Here is a 19333-nt window from a genome sequence, read left to right as displayed (position 1 = left end):
CCGACGTCCTGGCCGCCCAACGCCGCGAACGCGCCCGCATCCGCAGCGAACGACAACAACGCTGGGGCCAACCCGCCACCCGCGCAGCCTGACCCAACACCCCAAACGTTCGTGGTCACGGCACTAGTACTGAGGCGGCGAGGACGGTGGTGTCGCTGGTGGTGGCGTAGGCGTCGAGTGCGGCGTCGGCGAACTTGATGGCGTGTGGACCGGCGGAGTCCACCGCGTGCTGCATGACCTCGGCGGGGTCCGCATCGGGTGCGGCCGGCGGGGCGGGGCGTCCGGTCGCTGGGGCGTACGCGGCGGTGACGGCTGCCGTGGCGGCCCAGGCGGCGGCTAGGCTGTCCGCCCAGAGCGTGGCGGGCAGGGCGGGCAGGATGCGCAGGACCGCGTTTGGTGCGGTGGCGGCGTGTACCAGCATGACCGGATTGGCGTACCCGTGGGTGCCGTGGCGGACGACCGCCGCGTGCACGATGCCGGCCAGGCGGGCCGGCACGGCGTCTTCATCGGCGGTGGTTTCCCTGCTGGCGTGTTCTTCGCTGTGCGGTACCGTGCCGGCCGCCGCTGGCCAGCCGGGCAGGTCGGCGAGTTGGGCGAGGCGGGCCCGGATTCCGAAGCGCTGGTCGGGTACGCGGGGCACCGCGTCGAGCGCGGTTCGTGGATCGGTGGCCAGGTACGGTCCGGCGCCGGGTGGTGCGAGGGGCTGCCAGCGAGCCGCCCAGTAGGCCAGTCCATGGCCGAGTTCGCCGATGCGGGGTGCGGTCTGCTGGTCCAGCAGCGCGCGCACCGCGTGGCCGACCCGGATCACGCCGTGGGTGGCGCCGGCGGCGATGCCCGGCAGCAGGCGGGGCCACCATCGGGCGAGCACCTGCCGCCAGGGCTCGTCAGCGAGTTCGCGGTCGAAGTAGTCGAGCCAGTCACCGGTGCGTACCGGGTCACCGAGCGGGTCTCGCCACTCGTCGGCGGCGATGGGCGCGATCCCCCGTGGCCGGTCCTCCAACCGGTCGGCGTATCCGTCCAACCAGCGGTGCACCGCGTGGCCGTGGCCGTGCCGGGCCAGAGCCTCGACCGCCATGGGCGCGTGGTTGGACAGCCACCCGTCCCGTTCCGGACCGGAAAGCCGGACCCGCTGGTAAGCCTCGTCGAGTTCACTCATGCGCTGACGGTAGAAGCTAAAGCGCGGTTGAGGTCAATCACGACCCGGCTCTGCCGCCGACCGGGCATGCGGGCCGCGCCTGGCGCCGGTTCAGTAGTCCAACTCGACGGCACGGAGGCTCAGGGCTTTACGTAGATGTTGGTCGAGGTTCTGTCCTACGATGCCCGGCGCGGCGCATTGTGACCTCTGAAATGGTCGCGCCGGCCGGGTCGCCGAATGTGGAGGGCTGAAATGAGTCGTCGCCAGTGGCACCTGTGGATTGGGGCATTGGCCGGGTTAACCGTCCTCGGCGGGGCCGTGGTGTGGCTGGCCCGGGACTCGGAACCGGAGCCACGGTCTCGCCAGTACCGTGCCTTCACGAGCTGTCTGTTGACAGACGACCAGGGCATTTCCGGTGTGGCCGCCGCTCCTGTCTGGGCCGGCATGCAGGAAACATCAGTCGCGACCCTGACAAAGGTTCAGCATCTATCGGTGGTCGGGCCGCAGACCGCCGACAACGCCGCCGCCTTCGTCGCCGGCTTGACACAGTCGCAGTGCGACCTGGTGATCCTCGTGGGCGAGGCGCCGTCCGCCGCCGCTGTGGCTGCTGCGGCTCGGTTTCCCACCCAGCGTTTCCTGGCCGTGGGTAACCGGGGGGACGGCACTCCTCAGAACCTCGTGTGGGTCACCGGCTCATCCGATGCCATTCGTAACGGAGTGCAGCAAGCGATCCGGGACTCAGCCGGCTAGAGGGCTCACCGCTACGGGCGCATAGCAGAGCACCAGCGCCCGCGTGTGCCGCTATCCAGTCAGCTTTCCCCGACCCTTCGGGCATGGCACATCGATAGATCGGCACGCGAGGATGCCTTCCACCGCGGCAATATCAAACGGGGGAGGCTCGTGGTGCCACGTAGCGTGTTTGCGAACCTGCATCGACGCCGGAGCGCCAGGCGTCGCGAGCGGTTGCACCGCCGACGGCTGGCCACGCTTATGGCGCTCGTCATGGCTCTCCTGGTCGCGGTCCCGCCGGGTGCGGTGCCGCGTGACGGCGACTTACCGCTGTCCTGGCTGTGGTCGTGGTTGCCGGCGCGTGTCGCCTGGTCTGCCCCCGCGCCGGACGGCCCGCAACAACGCGCGGCCGGCGGCGCTGCCGACCGCGACCACTACGCCTCCACCGCCCAGACCACCGCCAACGGCGGAAACGGCCAGCGTCCGGGGCGGAGCCCCGATGCCGCGCCGGAGGCGGAGTACCGGGAGCCGCAGGTCAGCCGAGCCACCACGCCACCGATTCAGGGGCGGACTGGATTCGACGAGAGCAGAAGCCGACGGGTGGCCGGCGAGGCCGAAGCCACCGCTGACTTGTACGAGAACCCGGACGGCTCGGTCACCCGCAAGGTCCATGAGCTGCCGATCAACTACCGAGGTGCCGACGGGGCCTGGCAGCCGATCGACCGGACGCTGATCAAGTCCGGGGGCCGTCTTCTGCAGCGGGCCAGCCCGCTCGGTGTCGACTTCGCACCCACTGCCGACCAGGCACGTCTCGCCACGCTGCGACTGGGAAAGGGACGTTCCCTCTCGTATGGGCTGGAGGGTGCCGCATCGGTGGCCGCCGTCCTGTCCGACTCGTCCGCCCTGTACCGGCAGGTGCTGCCGGAGACGGACCTGCGGCTGACGGTCAACGCTCGGGGGTTCAAGGAAGAGTTGATCCTCCATTCGCCCGACGCGGCCAACTCCTGGGTGTTTCCTCTCGAACTCGACGGGGTCACGCCAGCCATGGAGGACGACGGTTCGGTGTCCCTGCGGGATGAGTCGGGGAAGGTCCTCGGGCAGATCCCGGCGGGTTGGATGCATGACTCGCACATGGAGCCCGGGTCCGGCGAGTTCACCAACTCGCGGGCAGTGTCGTACGAGCTCATCGAGGTTGACGGCGAGTCCGCGCTGCGGATGACGGCCGACGCCGGCTGGCTCCGCGACCCCGCCCGGGTCTTCCCGGTCACGGTGGATCCATCAGTCACCAACGGGTACGACACCACTAGCGACACCTACGTGCAGTACGGCAACGACATCAACCATTCGGGCGCGGACAACCTCGCGGTCGGCACCTGGAACGGCGGGACGAACCGGTCCATCTCGATGTTGGCGTTCTCCAACTTCGGGTCGACGTTCAGCTACAAGAACCTCAGCTCGGTCAAGCTGAAGCTCTATCTGACCTGGCAGTACAACTGCACTGCCCAGGAATTCTGGGTGCACACGCTCACCACCAGTTGGTCTGCCTCGACTGCCCGTTATGGCGGCATCCCGTACGCCGGTCCTGGGTTGGGCACCATTCTGGCGCGAGCATCTCCCCACTCGGCGAAGGCGTGCGGCAACACGGGCGCCGACCGTTCGGTGGGCGACTGGATCACCGTAAGCCTGCCGGTGTCGACGTTCCAGAGCTGGGCCAACGGCGGCACCAACTACGGCCTGGCGCTGAACACCCACCAGACCAACAGCCCGCAGTTCAAGCGGTTCACCTCACGCGACGGACCTAACCCGGTCTTCACGCCCTACCTCGAACTCACCTACACCGACAACGTCGCGCCCCAGGTGAACTCCCAGTATCCGCCCCACGGCCAGGAAGTTGGCACACTCACCCCTGAGCTGCTGGCGGACGTCACCGACCCGGACGCCTTCCCTTCCGCCCTAAAGACGAACTTCCTCGTGTACGACCGCACGGCTACCAAGATCGCCGAGTCGGGCTGGCAGCCCTACATCAGCTGGGCTGTGCCAGCCGGCAAGCTCAAATGGGGCGACAGTTACACCTGGACCGTCATCGTCAACGACGGCAACCTCGCGAGCACATCACAACAGCTGCATTCGTTCAGCACTGCGGTACGACAACCACTCGTGACCGCAGCACTGTCCGACAACGGTGAGCAACGGTTCGATCCGGTCGCCGGGAACTACTCGTTCTCCGTCACCGACGCGACGATCCCTGCTCCAGGGCCACCGCTGTCGATCGTCCGCTCTTACAACAGCCTCGCTGCGGATCGGACGACGGCGTTCGGCGAGGGCTGGTCCAGCGTGCTCGACATGCACGTCGTCGACCCTTGGTCCTCAATCACGGGAACACCGCCTCATGTGCTCGTCACCTACCCCAACGGCCAGCAGATCTCCTTCGGTCGCAACGCTGACGGTTCGTTCGCTGCCCCACCAGGGCGGTTCGCCACCTTGACCGAACTGCCGAACGGCGGATACGAGCTTGTCGACAAGGACGGCACCACCTACACCTTCCGGGCCGGCGTCACCGTCCCCGGCCGCTACGACATCAGCGCGATCACCGACAGCAGCGGCCGGACACTGACCTTCCACTACACCTTCGACTCCCTGGTCGGCCGTGCCACCACCATCACCGCCTCCAACGGTCGGAGGCTGCACCTGCAGTGGACGACGACGGCTGGCTTTCCCAAGGTCACCTCGGTCACCACCGATCCGGTGATTCCCGGTGATTCCGGTTCGGCCCTCACCTGGAGCTACTCGTACGAGGCCAACGGGCCACTGAGCAAGGTGTGTCCACCCACGTCCACGACGAAGTGCACGACGTACACCTACGCGACGAACAACCGCTATCCCAGCGCCCTGCTCGACGCGCGTCCACGGGCCTACTGGCGCCTGGGCGAAGCCTCCGGCACCGCCGCCGTCAATGGCGTGCTGGCCGCTGCCGGCGCCGAGAACGGCACGTACAGCGGAGTCACGCTGGCTCAGCCCGGCGCGCTGCCCGGCTCGACCGCGACCGCCGCCGGCTTCAACGGAACCTCGTCCCATGTCAGCCTGCCGGTCAAGGACGTGGATCCGGCGGGTTACAAGTCGGTCAGCCTGTGGTTCAAGATGGCCAGCGGGTCGACCGCCGGCGGCACGCTCTTCGCCTACCAGACGGCGGCCCTCAGCTCGGCGCCAACCAGCAACTACACCCCCGCCCTCTATGTCGGCACGGACGGAAAGCTGCGGGGCGAGTTCTGGACCGGAGCGGTCGAGCCGATCACCTCCGAGATTGCCGTCAACGACGGGCGATGGCATAACGCCGTCCTCGTCGGCGAGAAGAGTAGCCAGACGCTCTACCTGGATGGGTGGCCGCAGGGCACGATCAGCAAATACCTCGTGCCGCAACCGAATCCGGCCAAGTTCGTCTACGTGGGGGCGGGTGAGACGAACGGTTGGCCGGCACGACCGACCAATAGCAAGGGATACTTCCCAGGCAGCATCGCCGAGGTCGCCCTCTTCGACCGTGCGCTGACCCGCTTCGAGGTCAACGACCTGGAGCAGGCGAATTGGACCGCCCGGCCGGTCGAGTCAATCGTCCGCCCCTCCGGAAACGTCGAGGCCACCGTGGCCTACGACCCAACCAACGGTCGGGTCACGCAGGCCACCGACGAGAACGGCGGGGTCTGGAAGCTCGGTGCCGGCAGCGTGGCAGGGTCCTACCGGGTGCACGCGGGCGCCGTGCTCGGCGCCAACCCGTCCGACTACTGGCGGTTCGCCGAGAGCGGTACCACGCAGGCCGTGAACGAGGTGAACGGTGGCGTCGCCCGCTACAACTCGGTGACGCTGGGCACCCCCGGCGGCCCGTTCGACGATCCGGCGAGGCCGGACGACAATACCGCCGTCGCGACCTTCAACGGCACGTCCTCGTTCGTGGAACTCCCGGCCGAGAACGTCCCTGGGGCCGGGCCGCAGTCGATCGCCCTCTGGTTCAAGACGCCCGTCGGGCATACCGCCGGTGGTGTGCTCTTCGGCTCCCAGGTCAACGCCGTCGATGGGCCCGATTCGCAGAGCGGTGGCTGGACACCCAACCTGTACGTCGGAACCGACGGCAAGCTACGCGGGAAGTTCTGGAACACCGGTGGCTCGCCGATCGCCTCGACGGCTCTGGTCAACGACGGCAAGTGGCACCACGCCATGATCAGCGGCGGCGGTAACAGCCAGGCGCTTTACCTCGATGGCGCAATGGTCGGCACCCTCACCGGTGACCTGACGACGTACGGGGCGACGAAGGCGTACGTCGGGGCTGGGCAGGCCTCGGGATGGGCTGCGGCACCCACCAACACCCGCGGCTACTTCAAGGGCGAAATCGCCGAGGTCTCCTACTACCGGTCCCAGCTGACCGCAGCGGACGCCCTCACCCAGTTCGCCTCCCGGTCGAAGTCCTCCGGAACACTAGTCAAGACGTATCCCGTGACGGACCCAGGGAACGAGCAACTCCGCTACGTCCACGACCTGGCCGACCGCAAGATCGAGGAAACCGACGCGCTCGGCCGTGCGACCCGCTACGGCTACGACGTCAACGGCTTCCTCCGGACCGTCGCCGATCCGAATGGCAATGTCAGCACGACCGAGCACGACCCTCGGGGCAACGTCGTGTCCTCCACCACCTGCCAGGACCGCTCCGCCAATCGGTGCTCGACGGTCTACTACAGCTACTTCGTCAACTCGACGACGCCAGCGATGTGGAACAACACCTCGCTGATCTTCTCCCCAGGTGACTTCGACGGTGACGGCAAGCGGGACGTGATCTACCGCAACGACACCGACTCGAATCTCTACCTGATGCGGGGCAACGGCGAGGGCGGCTGGTTGACGAGCGTGCCGGTGAAGATCGGATCGCGGTGGAGCAACGTCGACCAAGTACTGTCACCCGGCGATTTCGACGGGGACGGGAATCCGGACGTCATCTTCCACCGGCCCGGAGAGGCGAACTTCCACCTGCTGCGCGGCGATGGCAAGGGCTGGTGGAAGTCCATCCACTCGCAGGTGATCACCTCGAACTTCGGCGCGACGGCGCAGATGGTGTTCTCCCCGGGGGACTTCGACGGCGACGGCAAGGCCGACATCCTGTTTCGCAGGTCCACCGACAACAACCTGTTCCTGGTCAAGGGCAACGGTGCCGGCGGCTGGCTCACCGGAACGCCGATCCAGGTGGGCAGCGGTTGGAGCCTCGCCGAGATGCTCTTCTCACCCGGCGACTTCGACGGCGACAGCAAGCCGGACGTGCTCTACCGCAGGTCCAGCGATAAGAACCTGTACATCGTTCGAGGCAACGGCACCGGCGGTTGGGTCAACGGTACGTCCGTGCTGGTCAGCGCCGGATGGGGTGGCTTCGACGCCGTGGTTTCGTCCGGTGACTACACCGGCGACGGCAAGGCGGACGTGATCCGCCGGGGTAGCACCGACCGGGACCTCTACGTCCTGCGCGGTAACGGAACCGGCAGTTGGGCGACCGGCACGCACGAGAAGTTGGGCGCAGGCCGGCCGGATCCCCGTAATGACGCGCTATTGACGGTCCGCGACGGCCGATCGTCCTCGGTGACGGACAACCGCTTCCTCACCACCTTTGGCTACGACCTGCAGGGTCACCGGACGACGGTGACCGACCCGCTCGGCCGAGTCACCACGACGACGTACACCGACGGCACGATCGCCGCCGAGGGAGGCGGTGTCGCACCCGCCGGCCTGCCCGCGACCGCCACCACCCCAGGGGGTGCCCGCCAGCAAGTCGTCTACTACCCGAACGGCGATGTCGCCCGCCAGGTTGACGCCGCAGGGAAAGCGACCGTCTACACCTACGACGGCATCGGCCGAGCCACCAGCAAGAAGGAGATCACGGAATCCTTCCCCGCCGGGTTGGTCACCACCTACAGCTACGACGGGCTCAGCCGTCTTACCGCGCGTACCGATCCGCCCGTCACCAACCGGGTCAGCGGCGCGGTGCACACCGCAGTGACCACAACGACGTACGACGACGACGGCAACATCCTCTCCGAGACAGTCAGCGACACCACCGGCGGCGACGCGTCCCGCACCGAGTCGGCCACCTACAACGCATACGGCCAGCAGGAAACCGCAACCGATACAGGCGACAAGACCACCCGGATGGAGTACGACCAGTACGGTCGGCCGGTCAGGGAAATCGGACCGGACGGCGGTGAAATCGTCACCGCCTACGACGCCAACGGTCAGCAGTTGAGCACGACCCTGGTGGGTTGGGTCGGCGACCCGGACAACCCGTCACCCGCCCGAGACCTCGTGCTCTCATCCAAGCAGTACGACCCGGCGGGGCGGTTGGCGTCTGAAACCGACGCCATGGGCTGGCAGACCCTCTACACCTACACAGACAATGGCCTGACCGCCTCCATCAGCCGGAAGGACCCGAGCACCGGCGACACCTTCGTGGTGGAGCGCACGGAGTACGACGGGGCCGGCAACCCGGTCACCATGACCACCAACGACGGAGCCACCACGGTCGTCAACACGGTCGACGCGGCGAACCGGGTGACCCGTAGCCTTCTCGACCCGAACGGCCTCAAGCGGTACACCGACTACGAATACTCGCCGGACGACCAGGTCGCCGGGCGGTACCACTGGACGGACGACGCCGGCTGGGCGAGATACCAGACCACCCACGACCCGCTGGGCCGCACCCTCTCCGAAATCGTCTACCTGGGCGAATCACCGGTGGGCCGCTGGACGTTCGACGGCACGACGGACGCGAGTCGTACCGCGGACTCCGCAGGTAACAGCCCACTGTCGGCATTCGGTCCGGTCACCTGGGCCGCCGACCGCGGGGGCGCTGCCGATCTCGCCGGAGCGAGCAGCCTGGCCGTGCGTTCACCGATGGTCGACGAGGCACGCAGCTTCACCGTGACCGCCTGGGTTTCGCCGAGCGATGTCTCAGGTCGCCACACGATTCTCTCCGGCGGCGGCTCGGCAGTGGACGCCTTCGACCTCCGGCTCGACGCCGGCCGGTGGAAGTTCGCGCTGCGCGCCACCGACGTCGCCGAGGTTACGACGGCCGACGCGACGGCCACGACTGTCCCGTCCGTGGGGACCTGGACTCACCTCGCCGGCACCTACGACGCGGCGACCGGAACGTCCCGGCTCTACGTCAACGGCGTCCTCGAGGACACCCGTACCGGGGCCCAGACGTTCACCTCCCGGAAGCCGTTCCGGATCGGCGCCGGCACCAGGCACACCGATCCGGTCGACCACTGGGCTGGCAAGATCGACGACGTTCAGATCTACCAGCGCCCCCTCTCTGCCAGCGACATCGCGAAGGTGACCGCAGGCACCGGCCCGGAATCGGACGTGTCCGTCCAACGGACCAGTTACGACGTGGACAACGGCGGTTTGGTCCGGGCCGTGACGGACCCCAGCGGCGCGACCACCGATCTGCAGCATGATGAGGCCGGAAGGCCAGTCGTGACGATCGGCCCGGCAGTCGCCACGGAGAACGGGGGAGGGGTGCCAACCACCACCCGGCCCATTTCCTACGTCGGCTACGACACCTTCGGCGCGGTCGTCGAGACGAAGGACCCGAACGGCAACGTCACCGTGCAGGAGTACGACGCCGCGGGCCGGGTAGTGGCGACCCGGCTGCCCGCCTACACCCCGCCCGGGTCGAGCACCCCGATCGAACCGATCACCCGCCGTGGCTACGACGCCCTCGGCCAGTTGGCCTCGCAGACCGACGCGCGAGACAAGAGCACCAGCTACGACTACGACCAGTTGGGCCAGCTCACCTCCGCGACGGCTCCCGACGGTGGCGTGACCCGGTACACGTACAGCCTCGCCGGCGACCGGTTGTCGGTCACGGACCCGACCGGGGCCCGCACCGAGGCCACCTACGACTACCTGGGACGTCCCCTTACCTCCACAGAGGTGGTGCGGCAGACGTCATCGGCGCACACCACCAGGTACGCCTACGGACCAGGTGGATGGCTCGCCTCGCAGACCTCGCCGGCCGGCGTGATCACCGCAGCCACCTACAACGCCGCAGGTCAGGCGGTCACCAGCACGGACGGGGCCGGGAAGGTGACCCGGTACACCTTCGACGGCCTCGGCCGTCCAACCCGGACAACGGCACCGGACGGCACCTATGTCACCACCAGCTACGACATGGCGAGCCAGGTGGTAGACACCAAGTCGTACGCGGCCGACGACACATTCCTGCGTGCCGATAAGAGGCACTACGACCGGGGCGGGCGGCTGACGCTGTTCACCGACGCCCGCGAGGTCGACAAGCAGTTCACGTACGACGAAGCGGGCCGGCTGATCGCACAGGTGGAACCCATCTCGCCGAGCGACGCCATCACTACGGCGTTCGGCTACGACGCGGCCGGAAACCAGACCCGAACCACGGACGGCAGGGGTAACCGGTTCATCACCACGTACAACTCGTGGAACCTGCCAGAGTCGCGTATCGAACCCGCCACGGCTACGACTCCCACCGAAGCGGACCGCACCTTCACCGTCAGCTACGACATCACCGGCCGAGCCGCAACGCAACACGCCCCCGGTGACGTCGACATCACCAACAGTTACGACGACGTGGGCCGCTTGACCCAGCAGGTCGGTGCGGGCGCCGATGTGGCCAGCCCGGACCGAGAGTTCGATTACGACGACGCCGGCCGGCTCACCTCAGCCAGCGGAACGACCGGCACGAACACATTCACCTACGACGACCGGGGTCTACTGCTCTCCACCGACGGGCCGTCCGGCAACTCGTCATTCACCTGGTCCGGAGACCGGAGGATGACAACGCGTACCGACGCCGCCGGCGTCACCACCTTCGAATACGACACCGCGGGTCGACCGGCGACCGTCGCCAACCCCACGGCCGGCGTCGCGCTCACCTACACCTACAACGCCGTCTCCCAGGTCGAGACGATCGGGTACGGCGCGGGCGGCAACGAGCGCACGTTCTCCTACGACGACCTCCACCGATTGACCGACGACGTCCTGACGACGCCGACCGGAACCACCATCGCGTCCATCCGCTACGGCTACGACGCGAACGACAACGCGACGTCCAAGACGACCACCGGCTTCGCTGGCGCCACCACCAACACCTACACCTACGACCTGGCGAACCGCCTAACCAGCTGGGACAACGGCTCAACTCCAGTGGTCTACGCCTACGACAAGTCGGGCAACCGGGTTCAGGCGGGCTCGGTGACCTTCACCTACGACCAGCGCATCCAGCTCACCAGCGCGAGCAACGGCACCACCTATCAGTACACCCCCCGCGGCACGCTGGCGACGACCACCACGGCGGCGGGCGTGGCGAGCACCATTACCGATGCATTCGGGCAGGTCCGGTCGCAGAGCACCCCTGGCGGCAGCGAACAGACCTACGACTACGACGGCCTGGGCCGGCTCGTGCGTGACGGCTTCCAGTACACCGGCGTCGGCAACACCCTCGCCGCAGATGGGACAGCCCTCTACGTCCGCGACTCAACCGACGGCGTAATCGGCATCCAAGCCGCGGGGGAGAACCGGTACGTCTGGACCGACCAGCACACCGACGTGGTCGCCCAGTTCACCGGAACCGGTGACACATTGAGCAGCTCGACCGCCTACGACCCGCTCGGCAACCGGCTGTCCGGTACCGGGATGCTGGGCAATCTCGGCTACCAGTCCGAGTGGACGGACGCTGCGACGGGTCGGGTCAACATGTGGGCCCGCTGGTACAACCCGGAAACCGGCCAGTTCGACACCCGGGACTCGGTCGCGCTCTCGGCAACGCCGACCTCGATCACCGCGAATCGCTTCGTCTACGCCGACGCCAACCCACTCACCGTCACGGACCCGACCGGCCACTGGCCGAACTGGGGCAACGCCCTCAAATCGGTGACGTCCAGTGTCAGCAAGGCGTGGAACTCGACGACGAGCACGATTTCTTCGGCCTGGAGGTCCACCACCAGCGCGGTTTCCTCGGCCTGGAACTCCACCAAGAACTGGGCCTCCCAGCAATGGAACGCAGCGAAGAAGTGGGTTAAGGACACCTACAGCGCCGCCCGTACCTGGACCAAGAAGACCTACGACAGCGCCCGGAACTGGACCGAGAAGAAGATCGACCAGGGCCGGAAGTGGGCTGCGGAGAAGGCAGCCGAGGCCAAACGCAAGGCCAAACAGCTGGCCAGCAACATCAAACAGGCCGGCAAGAACATGGTCACCAAGGTGATGAGCAACAAGCTCGTCGCAAAAACCGTCAACGCGGTGGCCGACGCGTACAAGGCGACCGAGAAGTGGGTACAGGAACACAAGGCGCAGATAGCCGGCTTCGTCGTCGGTGCGGCCGTCGGCCTCGGCTGTGGGGCGCTGATCGGCTGGACGGGCGTCGGCGCGATTGCCTGTGGCGCGCTCGCTGGCGCGGCGGGTGCCTTCGTCACCGGCGCGATGCAAGGCGAGCGAGGGCTGGACCTGCTCAAGTCATCTGCCCTAGGCGCACTAGGCGGCGCGGTCGGCGGAATCGGCGGCATCCTCGGCGGCCGGCTCGCCTCCGCCGCGGCCAGCAAGCTGGGCAGCTTCGCGGGTTCACTCGGCGGCCGGGCCCTTACCGGCGGAATCGGTGGTGGCACCGTCGACGCCCTGACCCAACTCGCCACCACCGGCCGTGTCAACCTGTCCCAGGTGGCGCTCGCCGCAGGCATCGGCGCGATGGCCGGCGGCCGCGCCAAGGCAACGGCCTGCCACAGCTTCGACCCTGTCACCCGAGTGCTGATGGCAGACGGCAGTACGCGACAGATCCGCGACGTCAACATCGGCGACAAGGTCACCGCGACCGACCCGAAGACCGGCCGCACGGAAGCCAAACCGGTCATCGCCCTGCACCTCAACCGGGACAAGGAACTAGCCGACGTCAAGGTGACCACCCGGGACACCTCGACGGGAACGACAAGTACGGCAACCCTCAAGACGACGCAAAACCATCCATTCTGGGAAAAAACAGCGCCAAAGTGGGTGCTGGCCGGCGCGCTGGCCGTCGGTGCAGCGCTGCTACCGATCGGTACGTCGAGTGCCACCGTCGCCGAGGTACGCAACTACGTCGGCGCCGAGAACATGCGCGACCTCACCGTCGCCGATCTGCACACGTACTATGTGATCGCCGGCAACACCCCGGTCCTCGTACACAACTGTGGTGAGGGTCCGCTTCGGCCAGGCGTTGCAAATACTCGGTCCGCGGTTGGTAGCGGTGCGAGCCACCATTACCAGGTTGCGAATACTGGTCCTTGCGAGCAGCTCTGCGTTGGCGGAGGGTCGCAGGTCTGGGCTGATGGAATTGAGGGGATCAGTACGCTCCTCGACGCCAAGTACGTTGGCAATCCTGGCCGTAGCCCATTCGTTCCAGGCTCTGCGATACCAGACAAGATTCGTGGCTTTATCAATGCGAAGACTGAAAGCGAATTTAGCAGATATGCGGACGTGATCAACGACCCCACGACCCCCTTCGAGCGGCTGCGTGTGATTACAAACGAATCAGGTGCGGTACCCTACTTCGAGGGCTTGATGAGCAGGTTTGGCATCCCAGGTGAAGTGGCTGTGAGGTAGGCGGCATGACGTATCTAGCGCTAGTCCAGGACGATGACTGGACCCTGAGCAAGGATGATCTAGTCCAGGCGCTGCGGGCGGACTGGCAAATGATTGAGGTCGACGTCTTGTCGGGAGATGACCCTGCACGAGGCGTTGTATGGAGTCATGGCCGGGGTGGCAGCCGGATAGAGGGCTCGGCGCATGAGTCGGGGCAATGCATATATCTAGACGGCCAGGAGCGGCCGGTGGCGGAGTTCGTAGCATGGTATAGAAGGCTCGTTCCGTCCGAGCGAACAATCATTCTGTGCGATGACACATATAGCTTTGACGCGGTCATAGAACCAGGCTCCAGTGTGGACCAAATTCAGGGTCTCTTTCCAGGGTAGTGATATTCGCCGAAACAATGAACGCGCCGACGCTTGGCCGCCTCATTGCGGCCATCGATAAGATCGACGATGAGCTAGTTGTTCCTGTCCGAGAGAACGAGGAGACCGCACTTCGGCTCGTGTGCTCTCGCTGAATGGTGCGGAGAGCGAAAGTCCGGATTCAGTGGACGGACGGCGAGGGTTTCGTTCACGACGCTGGCGAACTGGGTCCACTGCTCGCGCCAGACGTTCAGTCGGTCATGGCCGGTGTCCGTGAGCCGATAGACCTTGCGGGGCGGGCCGTTGGGGCTGGGTTGCATCGCGTTGGCCACGAGTCCCAAGCGGTGCAGTCGGGTGATCAACGGGTAGACGGTGCCGTAGCTGACCGTTCCGAATTCAGCGGCGTCGAGTCGGCGGACGTTGGCTGGCGGGATGTCGTCCCGCACCCGAAGACCTCGCTGTCGACGATTCGTGACGGCTCCGTCGGGCCTGGCCCGCAACGGCTGAGCCGGATGTTGACCGCGTACGACGACGTGCGGCTCGAAGCCGCCGCCGGAGCCAACCTCACCTCGAACCTACTGGCCCGCTGGAACCGGATCATCCGTGGTGTCCCGCTCGCGGCGTTCCGCCGGGCACCGGCGCACGCGAAGAACGGCCGGGATCGGTACGGGCTGCACGCCGACACCGAGCACCAGTTGGCGTCGGTCGTGTCGGTGAGCGATAGCTCCCGTCAGCGTCATGATGCGGCTTCGATGTGCGTCGGACGGTGAGGCTCAAACCTCGTCTTCGTACGCACTGCCGGGCCGTAGCGCCCGTATGAAGGATGCGAAGTTCGGTGCCAGTACGGTGATTCGGTAGTCGCGCTCCTGGTCGACGTGGACGACTCGCGGTTCACCGTGATCGTTGTTCTGGTAGTCGAAGGCGATCATGTCGTGTCCGGCGGAGGGGCAAGTGGCGAAGTAGACGCCGATCGGCGGGTAGCCCCACTCCTGGACCCAGAAGCGGCTGCCGGCTTCGCCTGCCAGTGAGTAGGGCTTCGTCCGTCCGATTCCCATGATGCCGTCCACGGCGACGTGAGTGTCGGCCCACGTGGTCGGGCTCGGTGCCGGGCAGCACGTGTGGTGGGGTATCCCGCCGTTATGCGACCGCATCAGCGTTACGTACGACGCTGGCAGCCGGTAACCCAGTTCCGCCTCGACCGAGTCGATCAACGCGGGCGACGGCGGCACATCGACGTAGGTGCTGAGCGCGTACTCGTTGTCGTCCCAGAAGGTGTCCGGGTCAATATCCGGAAAGGACCGCTGAACAGGCCCGTCGAACATGGCCCTCCCTGGGAGTTGGTCCGGCACGTACTCGGCCGGGTCATCGACGTGATCACCGGTGTCACCTGATCTGCCAGTTGTCATGTTCAGGGCATTCGTGCCTGGGTCATCGGCTTCTGGCCGCAAATCGGGCGCGAGATCGGCGCAAGCTTGCTGGAAACAGGGCGGCGCTCGGTCAGGTGCCGGGATCAGTGTCGCCCTGTTTCTCCTCGCCGGTGTCGAAGAACCTCGTCAGGTAGGTCGGCGGATCCAGATCGCTGGCCCGCACCAGCGAGAAGACCTCCGCCCCATGCCCAGGATCATCAAACAGCCGATACGCCTGGACAAGCCCCACGAAGTCCATGTCGAGCTGCTCCGCCGCATACCCGAGGGCCTCGTCCTCGGCCAACGCGATCGCCTCATCGAAACCTGCGGCGCGCCACAACGTCAACCGTTCCTCGTACACCTGGCTCGCCGAGTCGCCACCCACGCGGAAGACGCAGCGAACGCAGAACCAGCCAACCTCACCCTGCGTCTGTTCGTTCGGCCTGGCCATCCATACATCGTCTCGCTGCGGCTCGCCGACAGCGAGCCCACCCACCAAGGCCACACTCTTCCACGGAGCGCTCGCCGCGGAGACCAGGCTCGCCGCGGAGACCAGGTTGGTGCCCGACCGCTGTGGCGTACATGGCCGGGCGGCCTGGGGTATCGCCCAGGGTTAGGCTCGCCATGTGCCGGCGCTCATCGAGGTCGTGTCCGTCATCAACGCCGCCCCGAGTGTGGTGTTCGATCTGACCCTCGATGTGGACGTCCACACCGCGTCCCTGCCCGCCAGCCGCGAGACGGCCACGACCAGCACCGGACTACCCCAGCTTGCCCTCGGCGACGAAGTCACCTTCCACGCCCGTCATTTCAAACTGCCCTGGCGCATGACCAGCCGAATCAGCGCCTACGAACGGCCGTACCACTTTGTGGACGATCAGACCCAGGGCCCCTTCCGTGCTCTGCGCCACGAGCACCACTTCCAGGACCTCGACGGACTACGCACACAGATGACCGACCGCATGACCATCACCGCGCCCCTGGGACCGCTGGGCGCAGCGGTGGCCCGGGCGCTCGTCGCGCCGTACCTACGCCGGCTGTTGATACAACGGGCAGCCCACATCACGTATCTGGCACAAGCCCACGAGCCGTAACTCCCACCGAACCCGGGACATGCGATCACCTTCGAGTCGGGGTAGACGTCGCCGCAGGGCCGTGTCGGACCTTCCGCTTAGGGTGTCCGGCATGTTCTTCGTGTGCCGGTGGCGGGAGGAGTCGCCGTTCAGCAAGCGGGTGGTCACCGTGCCGGACGCGACGGTGCTGGACTGGTTCCGCCGCGGCTGGGAGCACGACGACCCGCACGCCTGGATCGACGGCGAGTTGGGCGGTGACGTCTACGGCTTAGAGTCGATCTTCGAGGAGGCCCGGAAGCGGAACCTGCCTCGTCCGGAGTCCGTGGACGACCTGCGTGGGCTGTTGATCGAGCACCTGTGGGTGGAGGGCGACGACGAGGGCACCTTCATCCGGCTCGGTGAGCACGCCCTGCGCGTGCGTACCGATGACGATGAGGTGGATTTGGCCTACTACTTCCTCGACGATGCCGCCGTTGACGCGTCGCCTGACCGGCTTGCGTTCCTGCTGCACGACACCTGGCCCCTGCCCACCAACGCGGCGGCCTGCGGTGCGGTCTTCAGCCCTGCGGTGCCCGTCCGTACCGTCCGGCTGGTTCCGCCCGGCCCCGGGTCCGTCTACTCGGTGCGTCTCTGCTGGCAATCACCCGATACGTACCGGAATCTGGACCTGCCGGGTGCCACCGTGTTCCCCGGCCTGGCCCTGCCGGACCTCGCCGGTCATCTGCGCGACGCCGACGACCTCGACGCCCACACCTGGCCCCACGACGCCCAGCTACTGAAGGCCCTCGTCGCCCCGGAAGACAACGACGTCGGCGCGGCCCTGCGACGCTACGCCCGGCTACCCGGATACGCACCCTCGCCCGCCGGCCTCGACCACACGCCCACACCCGACCCGAGCCGTGGAGACGGACCCGAGCCGGGAGCCGCGCAACGGTCTACCGAATCGCTGATCCGGCTCGACCCCCACATCGCACAAGTCGCCCGATACATCGATGACTTCTTCGGGTTCGACCAATGGTTCCTCTTCGACACCCGGTGGGCAGCGGCAAACCCCGACCTGGCCCGCTCGCTGCTGCGCTACACGGCCCACTGGGACCCATTCGAGGCATGAATCTTGCGGATGGACCAGATGACCAGGCTCGTCGCGACCGGTGCCCGAGCGGCCGCAAGAGAGGTACCCGGCCGGGATGTGGCCGCGTTCCTGGCCGATCAGACCATGCAGATGGCCCCGACATTCCCGGCCGACGTGGTGATACGCGCACCGGCCGCCCACGTCATCGACCGCCTCGGCATGCCGCCGCCGGGCACCCTGACCGACAATCCCGACGGGACCTCCCGGTGGCTCGCGTCGCCCGACACACTCGAATGGCACACCCTGCGCCTGGCATCGATCGGACTGCCGTTCCAGATCAGCAGTCCGGCGGAACTGGTCGCCTATGTCCGCGCAACAGCCGCGCTGTTCCAAAGGGCCACTACGGCAGAACCAGACCCGACTGCGAAACGACCACCACGAGCCGGGCGGCGTGACCGCCCACCGTCACCGCCGCCCGATTGACTCACGCCCTAGCCCGACGCTCTCCCCACACAGACCTCAGCGACCTGATCCGGACCCCGGCCAAGGCTGAAAGGGCCTCGCTCCTCGTGGTTCCCGGGCGGGAATGCTCGGGGTGCCCACGTCTCACGACGAAGGAGGCCCCTCATGCAGGCAGAGTACGACGGTCGGCAGATTGTGGGTATCGATCTAGGTAACCGTCATGGCCCGCTCGAACGTCCGGATCCCGGGCTGGCCCGGCTCCGTCGCCGCAACCGGGAACACCCATGACGCAGCGGCAGGTCCGTCCAGCGCCGTGACCTGCCGCCTCGCCACGGTCGACACCTGCGCTATCCGGTCGGCGGCTGCCGACCCCACCGGAGACAGCGCTACGAACGGCGGCTCCGACAGCATCGGGGCCGCGCGCTGTAGGAACTGCATTCGGCACACCTCAGAGGACGTCTGATTCACGCACTTGGTCGGTTATGTAGTTTTAGCGTCTCGCCAGGTTGGGGTCCTTCCGACCGCTATCGGTCGACGACGCAGGCTTGGGAACCGTCGACGCAACTACCGAGGTAAGTCGCGGCACCTCACGTTCATCGACGATTCAGTGGCCAAAGTCGATGTGGCATCGGCTCCCTCGTACAACGGTTGACCTTGACCTAAGGTCAATCCATAGGCTCAACGCATGGCCAGTTCGCCCTGGACGGGCATGCTTCCCGTTGACGACACAGCCCTCGCGGTCACCGACACCGGCGGCTCGGGCACGCCCATCGTGTACCTGAACGGCGCCTACGCCGACCAGTCGCATTGGCGGCGGGTCATCGCCGAGCTCGGCGGTGAATACCGCCACATCACCTACGACGAGCGCGCCCGCGGCCGGTCGAAGCGTTCCGCCGACTACTCCTTCGAGGCTTGCCTGCGAGATCTGGACGCCGTCCTTGCATCCCGGGGAGTCGACCGGCCGTTGCTGGTGGGGTGGTCCTACGGCGGAATCCTGTCGTGGCACTGGGCCGACCGGAACCCGGATCGTGTTCTCGGCGTCGTTACCGTGGACGCCTTCCCGGTTGGCCTCACCGGCGTCGCCGGCCGGGAACGCATCCGCAAGGAGTTTCGCCGGGTGCGGTTGCTGTTGCCGATCACCAGTCGGTTCGGCATGGGCGCTCGGATGAGCGCGGACCAGCACGCCGAGGTCAACATCGAACTCAACGAGATCGCCGCCGCCAGCGTGCCGGTCCTGGAACGCATCGTTTGCCCACTGCGGTTCGTCCTGGCGACCGGAGCCAGCCTTGGCAACGAGGGCGACGAGATGGAACAGGGACGCGCCGCACTCGATCCGATTCTCTCCCGCAACCCGAATCTCGCGATCAGCGCGAAGGTCGCGAGCAACCACAGCACGATCCTGCGCAAGGACTTTCCTGCCGTCGCCAGGGCGGTGCGTGAACTCGCGCCTACCGGCACCCGCACGACGGACTGAGCCC

At 66.9% G+C, this 19333-nt stretch carries 11 protein-coding genes; 7 read left to right on the top strand and 4 right to left on the bottom strand.

Annotation, left to right across the window (positions count from 1 at the left end; translation table 11 throughout):
• Window positions 1-115 precede the first annotated feature (115 nt).
• Entirely contained in the window at window positions 116-1156 is a 1041-nt protein-coding gene (locus KBX50_RS26320) for a questin oxidase family protein (RefSeq protein WP_210940364.1), read from the bottom strand.
• Between the two features lie 369 nt (window positions 1157-1525).
• Between KBX50_RS26320 and KBX50_RS26315 the strand changes: the two genes are divergently transcribed.
• Window positions 1526-1885: a hypothetical protein gene (locus KBX50_RS26315; RefSeq protein ID WP_210940363.1), complete on the top strand. Its 360-nt coding sequence runs from the start codon at window positions 1526-1528 to the stop codon at window positions 1883-1885.
• Between the two features lie 252 nt (window positions 1886-2137).
• On the top strand, window positions 2138-13498 hold the full coding sequence (locus KBX50_RS26310) for a LamG-like jellyroll fold domain-containing protein (RefSeq protein ID WP_210940362.1): 11361 nt from the start codon (window positions 2138-2140) through the stop codon (window positions 13496-13498).
• A 442-nt stretch (window positions 13499-13940) separates the two neighbouring features.
• On the opposite strand, the gene KBX50_RS33430 is transcribed toward KBX50_RS26310, so the two are convergent.
• A complete protein-coding gene (locus tag KBX50_RS33430) occupies window positions 13941-14291 on the bottom strand; it encodes a PadR family transcriptional regulator (RefSeq protein WP_307871078.1) in 351 nt (116 codons plus the stop codon).
• A gap of 66 nt (window positions 14292-14357) precedes the next feature.
• On the opposite strand from KBX50_RS33430, the gene KBX50_RS26300 reads away from it, so the two are divergent.
• Window positions 14358-14615, top strand: a complete 258-nt coding sequence (locus KBX50_RS26300) for a hypothetical protein (RefSeq protein ID WP_210940360.1) — start codon at window positions 14358-14360, stop codon at window positions 14613-14615.
• 3 nt (window positions 14616-14618) lie between these two features.
• Here the strand turns inward: KBX50_RS26300 and KBX50_RS26295 are convergent, their stop codons facing one another.
• Both KBX50_RS26295 and KBX50_RS26290 read right to left on the bottom strand, forming a co-directional pair.
• The gene (locus tag KBX50_RS26295; protein WP_210940359.1) at window positions 14619-15167 is read right to left on the bottom strand and encodes an SMI1/KNR4 family protein; all 549 of its coding nucleotides are present in this window, start codon (window positions 15165-15167) and stop codon (window positions 14619-14621) included.
• A 175-nt stretch (window positions 15168-15342) separates the two neighbouring features.
• Entirely contained in the window at window positions 15343-15702 is a 360-nt protein-coding gene (locus KBX50_RS26290) for a hypothetical protein (RefSeq protein ID WP_210940358.1), read from the bottom strand.
• Window positions 15703-15877: 175 nt separating this feature from the next.
• Here KBX50_RS26290 and KBX50_RS26285 point away from each other — a divergent pair, with 175 nt between their 5' ends.
• The 4 genes from KBX50_RS26285 (at window position 15878) to KBX50_RS26270 (ending at window position 19329) form a co-directional block, all read left to right on the top strand.
• Window positions 15878-16342: an SRPBCC family protein gene (locus KBX50_RS26285; RefSeq protein ID WP_210940357.1), complete on the top strand. Its 465-nt coding sequence runs from the start codon at window positions 15878-15880 to the stop codon at window positions 16340-16342.
• A gap of 91 nt (window positions 16343-16433) precedes the next feature.
• Window positions 16434-17432 (top strand): hypothetical protein, encoded by a 999-nt coding sequence (locus KBX50_RS26280; RefSeq protein ID WP_210940356.1) that lies wholly within the window; start codon window positions 16434-16436, stop codon window positions 17430-17432.
• A 9-nt stretch (window positions 17433-17441) separates the two neighbouring features.
• Window positions 17442-17876: a WYL domain-containing protein gene (locus tag KBX50_RS26275; protein WP_282101632.1), complete on the top strand. Its 435-nt coding sequence runs from the start codon at window positions 17442-17444 to the stop codon at window positions 17874-17876.
• Between the two features lie 664 nt (window positions 17877-18540).
• A complete protein-coding gene (locus KBX50_RS26270) occupies window positions 18541-19329 on the top strand; it encodes an alpha/beta fold hydrolase (RefSeq protein ID WP_210940354.1) in 789 nt (262 codons plus the stop codon).
• Window positions 19330-19333 lie beyond the last annotated feature (4 nt).

It is taken from the genome of Micromonospora sp. C51 (assembly GCF_018070435.1).
Lineage (GTDB): Bacteria > Actinomycetota > Actinomycetes > Mycobacteriales > Micromonosporaceae > Micromonospora > Micromonospora sediminimaris.
The sequence above is the reverse complement of the archived record's forward strand: the minus strand, read 5'-3'. Positions and strand labels throughout refer to the sequence as shown.

What these genes read in the sequence shown, in the direction of transcription:
- KBX50_RS26295 (WP_210940359.1), bottom strand. Translation starts at nt 15,167, where the DNA reads ATGTTCGACGGGCCTGTTCAGCGGTCCTTTCCGGATATTGACCCGGAC.
- KBX50_RS26280 (WP_210940356.1), top strand. Translation starts at nt 16,434, where the DNA reads ATGTTCTTCGTGTGCCGGTGGCGGGAGGAGTCGCCGTTCAGCAAGCGG.
- KBX50_RS26290 (WP_210940358.1), bottom strand. Translation starts at nt 15,702, where the DNA reads ATGGCCAGGCCGAACGAACAGACGCAGGGTGAGGTTGGCTGGTTCTGC.
- KBX50_RS26275 (WP_282101632.1), top strand. Translation starts at nt 17,442, where the DNA reads ATGGACCAGATGACCAGGCTCGTCGCGACCGGTGCCCGAGCGGCCGCA.
- KBX50_RS26310 (WP_210940362.1), top strand. Translation starts at nt 2,138, where the DNA reads ATGGCTCTCCTGGTCGCGGTCCCGCCGGGTGCGGTGCCGCGTGACGGC.
- KBX50_RS26320 (WP_210940364.1), bottom strand. Translation starts at nt 1,156, where the DNA reads ATGAGTGAACTCGACGAGGCTTACCAGCGGGTCCGGCTTTCCGGTCCG.
- KBX50_RS26270 (WP_210940354.1), top strand. Translation starts at nt 18,541, where the DNA reads ATGGCCAGTTCGCCCTGGACGGGCATGCTTCCCGTTGACGACACAGCC.
- KBX50_RS26300 (WP_210940360.1), top strand. Translation starts at nt 14,358, where the DNA reads ATGTTGACCGCGTACGACGACGTGCGGCTCGAAGCCGCCGCCGGAGCC.